The organism is Paenibacillus sp. J22FR5 (genome assembly GCF_059691975.1).
The window spans coordinates 43,302-55,486 of record NZ_JCAUAN010000004.1 but is presented as its reverse complement, the minus strand read 5'-3'; the positions used below and the strand labels follow the sequence as shown (position 1 = coordinate 55,486).

General features: G+C 43.1%; 7 protein-coding genes. All 7 read right to left on the bottom strand.

Going from position 1 to position 12,185, the window contains the following annotated elements:
* Nucleotides 1-71 precede the first annotated feature (71 nt).
* Complete coding sequence (locus tag AC58P7_RS08235) at nucleotides 72-2,870, bottom strand: sensor histidine kinase (RefSeq protein WP_497341651.1); 2,799 nt, start codon at nucleotides 2,868-2,870, stop codon at nucleotides 72-74.
* Nucleotides 2,871-2,883: 13 nt separating this feature from the next.
* Entirely contained in the window at nucleotides 2,884-4,194 is a 1,311-nt protein-coding gene (locus tag AC58P7_RS08230; RefSeq protein WP_497341649.1) for a response regulator transcription factor, read from the bottom strand.
* A 286-nt stretch (nucleotides 4,195-4,480) separates the two neighbouring features.
* Nucleotides 4,481-6,142 (bottom strand): glycoside hydrolase family 3 protein, encoded by a 1,662-nt coding sequence (locus AC58P7_RS08225; RefSeq protein WP_497341647.1) that lies wholly within the window; start codon nucleotides 6,140-6,142, stop codon nucleotides 4,481-4,483.
* A gap of 14 nt (nucleotides 6,143-6,156) precedes the next feature.
* Nucleotides 6,157-8,445 carry a glycoside hydrolase family 3 C-terminal domain-containing protein gene (locus tag AC58P7_RS08220; protein ID WP_497341645.1) on the bottom strand — a complete coding sequence of 763 codons (2,289 nt, stop codon included), beginning with the start codon at nucleotides 8,443-8,445 and terminating at the stop codon, nucleotides 6,157-6,159.
* Nucleotides 8,446-8,585: 140 nt separating this feature from the next.
* Complete coding sequence (locus AC58P7_RS08215; protein WP_497341643.1) at nucleotides 8,586-10,100, bottom strand: ABC transporter substrate-binding protein; 1,515 nt, start codon at nucleotides 10,098-10,100, stop codon at nucleotides 8,586-8,588.
* A 79-nt stretch (nucleotides 10,101-10,179) separates the two neighbouring features.
* Nucleotides 10,180-11,046, bottom strand: coding sequence for a carbohydrate ABC transporter permease (locus tag AC58P7_RS08210; protein WP_497341641.1), 867 nt, complete (start codon nucleotides 11,044-11,046; stop codon nucleotides 10,180-10,182).
* Nucleotides 11,047-11,079: 33 nt separating this feature from the next.
* The gene (locus AC58P7_RS08205; protein ID WP_497342043.1) at nucleotides 11,080-11,988 is read right to left on the bottom strand and encodes an ABC transporter permease; all 909 of its coding nucleotides are present in this window, start codon (nucleotides 11,986-11,988) and stop codon (nucleotides 11,080-11,082) included.
* Between the last annotated feature and the right edge of the window lie 197 nt (nucleotides 11,989-12,185).

The following is a 12,185-nucleotide window of genomic DNA, read 5'->3' as shown; positions in this document are numbered from 1 at the left end:
TATTTATAGTATATTCTGTGCAGAATGAGCCCTCAATCCGACAAAATGACGACTTCTATGGTATTTTGCGGTTATTCCTGATAGAGAGGAAAAGAAAGAATTACCGTCGTTCCTTTCATTGGACTACTACTGACCTTCATGGCTGCTTGTTCTTTGTAGAACAACTGGAGACGATGGTACACATTACTCAGTCCGATGCCGCCTTGATTCTCGTATCCGTTGATTTGATTATCCATGCTCCTCTGAATCTCTTCATTCACCCATACTACTTTATCCTTATCCATGCCAATACCATTATCACTAACCTCAATAAACATGAACTCATCCTTTTGTAGTACTTTTATTCGTATGATCCCGCCTTCTTCGAAGCCTGCCAAACCATGCTTCAAGCAATTTTCGACAATCGGCTGAAGGATAAATTTGACCACTGCAAAGTGAGTTAAGTGCTCAGGGACCTCTAATTCATAAGTGAATTGATCGCCAAATCGGATTTGTTGAATGGAAATATAGTTCTGTACATGGCTCAGTTCCTTCGCAAGCGGCACTTTCCCAACCCCATTGCTTACACTGTAGCGGAACATTTGGGCCAACGAACCGACAATCAGACTTATTTCACTGTTTCCGTTTTTCATGCTGCGCATGTTGATCGCTTCGAGTGTATTGTATAGAAAATGAGGATTAATCTGCGCCTGCAGCATTTTCAACTCTGCTTGGGCCTTTAAAGACAGCAATTCATTTTCCCTTAAAATATTATTCGCATTCTCCTCCATCATTTTCATATTTTCGCGAATTACGCTATTTAATCTTAGAACCATATCATTATGGCTTCGAATAATCTCACCAATCTCATTATTCCCGCCATAGCTCATCACTTGACTAAAATCACCCTCGCCAACGATCCTCATCGTTCGTTTCAGCATTTCGACAGGCTTTAGCAAAAAAGAAGCGATGATAAACGAAATTATTATTGACAATATTAGAATGAGAACGATTATTAACAATAATCTATAAAAATATTGACTGTTTTTGAGCACGATATCTTCATAGGAATATTCAATGTTCAACTGCCATTGCGTGTCTGGTATACGGCCCGACCATAACAAAGAATTCGAATATTCGGTAGAATAGGGATGGAACGAATAAATTTGCTTGCCTTGCGGGTCTTTAATTCCAACAACCGACTCCAGCGGACTAATCTCTGTCAAAAATGAATCTCTTGGAACCAGCAACAAAAAACTTTGGGTTATATTGCCCTTATGCCAATAATAAATTCGTTTGACAATCGCCGGTGTGATGTGATTGAACACATCCGTATAACCGGAAATCCAATAAGGACCATCTGTATCCGCCAAATCATCCCTTTCGATTTTAAACATCTCGGGGTTGTTTGAGAAAATAGATGAATACAAACTTTGCCCGTTGCTATCAAATAAGACAAAATAATTGACCTCATTCAACCCGGGGAACATGGACAAATTTATGGTTGATTGTATATTCCGCGAGCCAACCAGACGCAGAGTACCCTGATCCTGTTGTGTGGTAAGGTATCCTTGCAATTGTGTGCTTACGGATAACTGGTTAATCAGCTGATTCATGAAAATCATGCGGTTTTGGATCGATACGTTCATAAAATCCCCCACCTCATGAACCATAGTATTCATTTGGCTTTGTACGGCTTGGTTCAAAACCCGCGAATATAATAAGCCATCCGAAAGGGTTGGAATAATGACGGCAATCGAAAAGATGACAATCAGATTATTGCGAAGGGATAGTGAATTTAATCCTTTTTTTACCCACTCGTCCGGGATGTGTTTTAAAATCAGCTCATTTGACCGTGCCTGATCTTTCATTTTATTAGTTAGCACCAGGTACGGATAAAATATTTTTTTCGTATAAAAATAACTGATCAAAAAGGTAACTAGTGCAGTTAGACAAGATAATATAATAAAAGCAGATAAAATTGATTGTTTAGAAAAGAGGACAAAATCTGAGGTTTGCTTAAAAATGATACGATAGGGGTATGGATTTAATTCTTTTTCCAACTTTATACATGCTTGGCAATTTAATTGAGTATTGTCTGCTGACTTTTGCTGGGCAGCAACGGATGACCAGACTAGCTCCTCTTTATCGTTAATAATCGAAAATTGATAGACGTCGGAATACACTTCAGGCAATCCTGACCGGAAGAAATCCTTATTTAATTCCATTATGATAAGCACGCCATTCATATTTCCGTTCGAAATCACAAGTTTATTCGTCAAGCCATTCGTGAATTCCCGCAGTTCCGCTTCTCTTTCATCAATTATATTTGCTTTTTTGTTCGTAAGAAGTTGTTCGAAGTCATTTTGCGAATAATGAATCAAACGGTTATTATCTCTCAAAAAAATATGATCTATATTAGCTTCCTGGAGCAAATCCATTCTCAGATTAGGGAACTCCTTAAAAGACGTCTGATCTGTATCTTTGCTCAAAGACAATTGATTCATATCACTGCCGATAAAATAAATTCGCTCTACCATCTTCGTTGATAAATGCAGCTCGTTCATTTTACTCAATAAATCATTTTTTTGCTGAGTGACTGCTACTTCGTCCCGGACATTCATAGCGCCTTTAAAAAAATCGCTAAAATCCGGGGATTGCAGCAGTTGCATCAAATTGCTTAGTTCGCCAAGCTGTGTCAATGTATTTTTGTAAAATTGGTTTGATACATGTGTCTCTCTTTTTTCCTGGACAGAATGATTCGTATTATTCACATAAGACAGACCAATATTAAGAAGCACAATTTGCGCTAATACCGTGAGGATGACAGATATAATAATGATACGTCTGCGTGTGGGACTAAGCTTGCTGAAATAAGGGTTGACCAACATATCTAAAGCCCCTTTACGAATTGGATGCCTCTCTAAATTCCATCGGCGTTTTTCCCGTATGTTTTTTAAAAATCTCCGAAAAATAAGCTTGGTCGGAATAACCGACTAATTCAGCAATCTCATATATTTTAAAGCGAACATCTGCTAATAGCTCAATCGCTTTATGCAAACGTTGGGATGTCAAAAATTGCAAATACGATTCCCCGGATTCTCGAAAAAGCGCACTCAAATGGCCGGGAGTTACATATACTTCGTTGGCGACCTGCTTTAAAGTAATACTTTGATGGAAATTTTGCTTAATAAATTGTTTGGCTTGTTGTACAGCCAGGCTGTCTTTCTTTTTTTCGATGGTTATTTTTACAGGAAATGATTCTTTAACAGGTGTGGTGTAGCCTTCTTCATCTTGTGTAGGTGCGTTGTACGCATGACAGCTGTCTTCCTCGGGTGAGTTATCCAATAGTTGCTTGGCAGATTGCGCTGAACTCCATATCTCTGTTATTTGCTGTACGGATTTTCCGATGCTTAGTGAAAGGGTTGACTTAAATAGCCCCATAAATTTGGATAGCTGCTGCTTGACTTGCATGAAGTCGTGTTTAGGCGAAGATTTCGCGGTAATCAAATAAAATTCTGCATTTTCTTTGTTAACAAGATGATAAGCTGATCCCTGCACATCCCAAATATCGCATAAAATATTATCCAGAGAAAAAGTAATCAGCTTCAGTTCGCGATCTGACACCGCATTTGCGTTTAAAGATATCCGATCAAGCCGAATCAACGCAATTGTATATTCGAGGCCATCGAATAAAATTTCACTCTCCGAACATCCCAGCTCGATATCCTCCGCCGACATCCTGTTCTTGCATAACATGGATAGAAAGTCTTCCCGAAGAAGCTTGGACAACAGCATTTCTTTGCGAACAAGAACGGATTTTCTGAGTTCCTCCTGTTTTTCAGCATCCAATTTGTGAACCAATCTCTCGAAAGTTTGAAAAAGAATGTCAAATTGGGTAGGTTTTAATAAATAATCAACGGCACCATTTTTCAACGCTTTTTGTGCATAATCAAAATCGCTGTGGCCTGATAAAATGATGACTCGAATGAACGGCTGTTTCCGCAGCAATACAGTCATTAATTCAATCCCATCCATAAAGGGCATCCGAATATCTGTCAATACAATATCTATAGGGTGTTCCGAAATAAATTGCAACGCTTCTAGACCGTGTTTAGCGCTTCCCATTAATTTCACGCCCATGGTGTGCCATGGGATTACCGATAAGCCTTCACGGATTTCTTTTTCGTCATCGACAATGAGTAAATTGTACATGTGATACGCCCCTCCTGACATACCTATCGGCAAAATTATAGGATTGCAGACTGTTCAATTCGTCATAAAACGTTTTCATCTTTATTTACCATCCTTTCATTTCTTCCATCATGCCAAATCCGCGACAAAAACTTCACCTCCATTTCGTCAACGATCGACATTTTCTTTCAATATTATCATAGGTGTAAATCTTCTACTATACCTTGAAAATTCAAAAAGCCCTACGATTTCTCGTAAGGCTAATATTAGTTATGAGTACCCTACAGTTCAGATTCACCACTTCGCCCTATAACTTGGCCCACTCAAGACCACAAAAAGCATCGATTGGAGACTCTCCTCGAAACGGCTGCTTGCCAATCATACATGTAATAATTTCCTTTTGTACCGCCAAAGTAGCGTTATATGCGTTTATCATCGTAGGCATTGACGGAAGTTCATAGAGCGTGTACGGATTTCCCAGCGAGATAAACATGGTCGGCACCTGTGTAGGGTACCATTTGAAGAGTCCTCCTGTCTCCTGGGGTGAGAGACGCATGGAATTTTGCATGAATCCAGGTGATTTCTGAACAAGAAAAATAATAGCGTCTATTTCATTGCCCTCTTCTTTTACCTTATATTCTCGAACAACCGTGAAGCCTTCCTCACGCAGCATCCGGGCAAACTCGTCCCCCGTTGCGGCCTTATCGGCAAAAAAGGATGCCTCATCCGAAGCAGCTAATAGTAAAATACGCTTCTGCTTTTGCGGTGTTAGAGGTAGAAGGCCCTGAGTGTCCTTAACCAACGTTACCGATCTACTAGCTATTTCAGCTGCAAGCTGCAGATGGTCATCTGAACCTACCACGTCAAGATCCCTTTCTTCCGCCTGAATCAAGTGAAGACCAAGTGAAGCTTTCAGAGCCAGTATTCTTGTAACCGCCTCATTCAGCCGCTCCTCCGTGAGCACGCCGTCATGGACGCCCTGAAGCATAGCCTGAAAATCAGCATGCATATCATTCGTAAACAGGAACATGTCAACGCCTGACGCTATACATTGCGGAATGATATCTTTACGTCGGCCAAAGCTCGTCATACCAATCATCGACGTAGCATCGGAAACGATAAGTCCGTTAAACCCGAGCTCTTCACGCAGAAGCTTCGTGTTCAATTCGTACGATAAGGATCCCGGTGTATGTTTGGTTCTTACGTCCGTGATTCCCAATTCTTCATAATAGCATGGCAGCGCGATGTGAGCGCTCATGACCGTCTTGACCCCGTTCTCGATCGCCGATTTATATACACGGCCGTAGGCCTCGCGCCACTCTTTCATCGTTAACGTATTATTCGTCAGCACCTTATGCTGATCTCGGTCATCCATGCCGTCACCAGGCCAGTGCTTCACGCAGGCAGCCATCCGGTTGTTCTTCTGAATAGCGTTCATAACGGGAAGAGCAGTCTGTTCAACAATACCTGGCGTATCGCCGAATGCGCGGATGTTGACGATGGGATTTTGATAATTGTAGTTGATGTCAATGACCGGTCCGTACACCCAGTTGAACCCCATAGCGTAACCCTCAGCTTCTATTGCTGCTCCAAACGCGGTTGCGAGGTCCGGATCGTTTACCGCAGCCAACTGCATGTTAGACGCAAGGTTCGTTCCATCGGCTGCCCCGCCTTGACCCCCGTTCTCAAGATCGCCGGAAACCAGCAGCGGTACTTTGCTGCGCTTTTGCAAGTCACGGATTAAAGCCGCCTGATGCTGCTTCGTTGCATGAGGGGAAAATCCAAATACATGGACTCCCCCTGGGCGAATACCAAGCAAATCCTTTTTGGCCCCAGTATCAAACGGAAGATCTACGGTAATGAACAGTTGGCCCACCTTTTCTTCCAAAGATAATTCACGTAACGTTTCGTTGACCCATTGAACCGCTTCTTCGTCTAAATGAAACGGTTTTGCTTTCAGATTAACCATGCATGTCCCCCCTTTTATCGCGTACTAACGGTTATATTTCTTTCCGAGATGGCGTTCAAGTACTTTAAATCGTCAGCCAACATCTCTTCGGAATATTGCCCTTGTCCGAACCCAATCATTGCTCGCAGCGGCATATATCTCATCATAGCCATCAGCATATCTGGGTTATCGCCCAAGAGAGCGTCAAAGCCGAATTTCCCAATAAATTCTTTCGCTTTATCGACCGTGAGCGGATTAGCCATCAAGTCGCCGATTAGTGAGTTGCGATTATAGGTCCCTGGGAGGGTGACCGTGGATTCGACCTCAATCGTTGTTTGAAGATCGATATCTCGCGAAGATTTTCCTATTAAGATGTCAAATGCCCCGGTTTCCACATGCCAATCGCCGATTTGCACGTTGTAGTAAGCGAATGCCCTTTGATCCAATACAAAGGTAACGGTTTGTTGTTCTCCTGGCTGAAGCTCGATTTTTTGGAAGCCTTTCAGTTCTTTTTGCGGACGATTGACACTGCTCTGAACGTCCTTTACATAGAGTTGAACGATTTCTTTTCCGGCATAGTTCCCTGTATTTTTCACAGACACTTGAACGGTAACCGTCTCATTATCTTTGATCGCTGATTTGTCTACCCGCAGATCGCTGTATGCGAACTTGGTATAGCTGAGACCGAACCCAAATGGGAATAAAGGCTCAATCTCTTTCGTATCGTAATACCGGTAACCGACAAATACGCCTTCCTTATATTCCACCTTGTCGCCCTCACCCGGGAAATTCAAAAAGGAAGGGTTGTCACTTAGTTTCACAGGGAACGTTTCCGCAAGCTTACCGCTCGGATTCGCGAGTCCAAACAACAAGTCTGTTACCGCACCGCCAAAGGCTTGACCTCCCAAGTATCCTTCCAACACCGCTTTCGCTTTGCCGATCCAAGGCATTTCAACCGGCGAGCCGTTGCTTAAGATAATGATGAGGTTGCTTTGAACTTCTGCCACTGCTTCGATCAGTGCGCGATGATTGACTGGAATGGCCATATGCGTCCGGTCGTATCCTTCCGATTCGTACCGATCTGGCAGTCCAACAAATAGGACCGCGACATCCGCCTTCGCCGCCGTTTCCTTGGCCTCCCTTACTAAATCTTCATCGATATCGTCGCTATCCAGCTTGTAGCCTTGCGAATAGCTGATTTGTGCCGCATCTCCTGCCACACTCATCATTTCTTCAAGCGCATCGTCCAGCTTGGTCGGATTGACATGGGAGCTGCCGCCGCCTTGGTAACGCGGATTCTTGGCAAATTCACCGATTACAGCAATCTTCCCTTGCTTGCGAAGCGGTAGGATGCCCCCTTCATTCTTGAGAAGCACCATGCTTTCATGCGCAGCTTCTCGAGCCAACCGATGATGTGCTTCAGTATCGTAAACAGCGTCTGTCTTACTGCTATCTGCAGCCTTAAAAATGAAGGTCAACATCCGTTCGACCGCAAGATTCAGCGTTTCCTCTGAAAGCTCGCCGTTTCTAATTGCCGCAACAATCTTGGCATCTCCGATGCCAGCACTTGAAGGCATTTCCAGTTCTAATCCAGCCTGAAGAGATTTTACGCGCTCGTTAACCGCACCCCAGTCTGAAACAACAAAGCCTTCAAAACCCCATTCATTCCGCAAAACCTGTGTCAGCAAAAACGCGTTCTCCGAAGCATATTCACCGTTGACTTGATTGTAAGAACACATCACACTCCACGGTTGTGATTGCTTCACAGCTCCTTCAAAGCTGGCCAAATAGATTTCCCGCAGTGTCCGCTCATCAATGATGGCATCAACGGACATTCTCCGATGCTCCTGGTTATTCGCGGCAAAGTGCTTGAGCGAGGTGCCAACACCCTGACTTTGAACGCCTTTTATGTGATTTGCCGCCATTTCCGAAGAAAGGTACGGATCCTCCGAAAAGTATTCGAAGTTTCTGCCGCACAAAGGTGAACGTTTGATATTGGCTCCCGGGCCGAGAAGTACCGCAACGTCTTCCGCCTGGCATTCCTTCCCCAGTGCCTCGCCGACTTTGCCGATTAGCTCCCGATTCCACGAAGAGGCCATGCCTGCAGCCGATGGAAAACAGGTAGCAGGCACACTGTTGTGAAGGCCAAGGTGATCAGCGTCTTTTTTTTGTTTCCGTAAGCCGTGAGGACCATCCGTCACCATGAGTGACGGGATTCCAAGGCGCTCTATACCTTTGGTATGCCAGAAATCCAAACCCGAGCATAAGCCGGCCTTTTCCTCCAGCGTTAATTTGGAAATTAGTTCTTTAATTTTCGAATTCATCGTTATTCCTCCCGAGGTATATATTTTGTTTCAAAGCTTTTACCTAACCATTTCATAGCTAGATCGTCCCATTTCTCACTATCCAGATTTACAAGTGAAAACCGTACCCCACTGTTGTAGAGTACGGTTCAAGATCAAACTTATTTTCCTGCAGCTTTTGCCCAAGCATCGATCTGCTTTTGTTTCTCAGCGATAATCTTGTCAAGACCGGCAGTTTTGAGCTTTGTATTGAATTCGGCCGTCAAAGCCGGATCTAACGTACCGCTCTCCAGCCCAATTTTATATTGATTGATTACGTTAGTAGCTGCAGCGATTTCTGTTTTAACTGGATCTACGTTAAATGTGAAGCCGACTGCTTTCGACTTAATTGCATTGTCATTATGCGCTTTTGTCAGATCCCAAATTTTCGGATCCGTACCTTCCCAAACATAGGTCAAGAAGTTATTTCCGACTTCCCATTGGTTGAATTGGTATCCGCTTTGCTTGACGCCATCCGGCAGTGCAATGATGTTACCCGATTTCTTCACATAGTGCTTTCCTTCGATGCCCAGAGAGATCAGGTTAGCGATGTCCTTATCGGTGTACATGAGGTTCATGAATTGCATAGCTCTTTCAGGATCTTCACTATTCTTGGTGATGGACATCATAAAGCCAGTAATAGAAACGGAAGTTTGCAATGGCTTCGTCAGACGAACAGCAACCATTTCTTTCCCCGTCAGATTCGATTCTTGCTGCTCGAAGCCCGGCTTCATATTGGATGTATAGGAGAATGCCTTGCCGGCTTTGACCAGATTGGCTCCCGCTTCTTGAGAAGTTGCAATATCCTTATTAATGTAACCGGCTTGATACCATTTGCGAGCCATGGCTACACTATCCGTAAACTCCTTCGTTTCAAACAGGTTCACAATTTTGGTGCTATTACCCGGGTCTGCAATGACACCTAGGTTATCGCCTAATGTATCCACAATGGAGTTGTACATATTCGTTCCAGGCAGTAAGGTGTTGGATTGCTGAACCAATGGCGCAAGTCCCGGCTCATTATCCTTGATTGTTTGGAACACCGGTTCCAGATCCGCCCAAGTTTTGATTTTGCTCAAATCAATCTTGTACTTATCCACCAAGTCTTTTCTCATAATGAGTCCATTGTCGGAACCAATGTCCCTTAGGCTCGGAACCCCGTAGGCTTTACCGTCAACTTTGGATCCATTAATCAAATTTTGTCCTACTACGTCTACAAGGCCTTTTCCATATTTGCTCAGCAAGTCATCAAGTGGTTCCAGTTGGCCTTTGGCAACTTGACTGCCAAAGTTTCCTATAAGTGAGGAAGAAACCATCAGATCGAGTTTCTCATTTCCTGCCAGCATCAAATTCGTTTGTTGTGTCCAAGCGGAAATACCGATAGGTACTAACTTAACGGTTGCATTGATTTTTTCTTTCGTAATTTTGCTGATTGCATCCGCTACCAGATTCGTATCAGGCATATCATTCAGTTGCAAATAGGCCATTGTAATCTCGTAAGGCTTGGCATTGTTCGGCTGCGCGCTGCCCGTTGCTGCTTTTTTATCACCATCGCTACTTCCGCAAGCTGACAGCAAGGTAGCTGACGCCAGAACAACACTTAGCAGTCCACTTACTCTTTTCCATTTCATTTCCATTTTTTATCCCCCTAATATGGCAAGTATGATTGTTGATCTATGCTAATTGAATCCGAAGATTCAAGAATAGCCCCGGCTCTTATCCTTTAACAGCGCCAAGCGTAAGACCTTTGACAAAAAATTTCTGAAAGAATGGATAGGCGCAGAAGATCGGAATGATTCCGATAACGGCGATTGCCATGCGAATCGAATCCGTCGGGATGTTCGAAACAGCTTGCGATGTATTGGTCATATTACTCTTCTGCAGAAATTGAAGATCGCTAAGCATCCGATTGAGCATATTCTGAATACTGAACAGCTTGCTGTCGGTTACAAAGATCAACCCATTAAACCAATCGTTCCAATACGATATACCAAGCATCAGTCCAATGGTAGCTAAAATCGGCAGCGAAAGCGGAAGCACGATACGGTAAAAGATTTTGAATTCGGAAGCGCCATCAATATAAGCCGATTCAATAATCGCAGGCGGGATCGACGTACTGAAGAACGTTCGGATTAACAAGATATAAAAGCCATTCGTTAGCAAACCTGGAATGATAAGTGCCCAGATTGTGTTTTTAATGTGAAAAAATTCTGTGTAAGTAAGATAAGATGATACAAGCCCGCCGTTAAAGAGAAGCGTGAAAAATACGAGAAACGACATGACCTTACGAAGTGGCATATCACTTCGTGACAATGGATAAGCAAGCATAGTCGAGATTGCGAGGCCCACAGCAGTTCCGATAACCGTGATGAATATAGTAATGCCATAAGCGCGGGACAAAGAAGCGGCGCTCTTCAACATAAACTTGTACGCTTCCAAACTTAACTTACTCGGAAAGAGCGAATAACCTTCGTTAATAATAGCCTTCTGATCGGTAAAGGAAGCCATAATAAGCAGCACAAACGGGAAGATACAGGCACAAGCCAAGATAATAAAGAGCAGGTTAACGATGTATTGATTCATGTGGTTCGATTTCATGAGAGCACGTTCCTTTCTTTAAAATAAGGCTTGGTCCGGGCTTTTCCGGCGAATAATAAAGTTCGATATAAGCACGAGTATGAAGCCAACCACTGATTGATAGAATCCAGCCGCTGAAGACATTCCGATGTCACCCAGTGTCATTAAACCTCGATATACATACGTGTCAATAACATCCGTCGTTGGCTGAAGCGGCCCTGAATTGAGAGGCACCTGATAGAATAAACCGAAGTCCGAATAGAAAATACGTCCAATGCTCAATAACGCCATGACAATAATTGTAGGTGCTAGAAGCGGAAGTGTGATTGTCCGGATTTGCTGCCATTTGTTCGCACCGTCCAATGTTGCTGCTTCATAATATTCGTGATCGATTCCGACAATAGAAGCCAGAAAGATAATACATAAGTAACCTACGTTTTTCCAAATGTTCACGAGCGTCAAGATATAGGGCCAGTATTTCGGTTCCGAATACCATGAGATGGGTTCCAAGCCAAACAGCGGTAAAATATGATGATTAAGGAATCCATTCTCTACATTCAACATCGCAAGTGCCAAATAGCCAACAATAACCATAGAAATCAGATAAGGCAGTAAAATAACACTCTGGTAAAAGCGGGACATAAATCGATTTTTCACTTCATTCAGTAAAATAGCAACAGCCACAGCCAGAGCCAAATTAATGATAATGAAGAACCCATTGTACAAAAGCGTATTTCGTGTGATAACCCAAGCATCGGCCGTTTTAAACAAATATTCGAAATTTTTGAAACCAGCCCAATCACTTCCGAATATCCCTTTGCGGTAGTTTATATTTTTAAATGCGATCACTATCCCGAACATGGGGATATAATTGTTAATTATCAAATATATCATGCCAGGCAAGACCATTAAAAATAGCGCACGGTAACGTTTAAACGTTTTCCACATCTTTTGCAACGTACTCGACTTCCTTCCTATCGCCGCGCTCTCGTATAGAACTTCCGCTTTGGTATTCATCCCGATGTCATCTCCTTCACTTGTATAGCTTAAGTATAGAAGAAGATGAACTAGGCTGCTCACCACGAATACGACTTTCCACTTTAGATTATCCGACTTATTTGAAAAAAAAGACCCCACGCCTATGT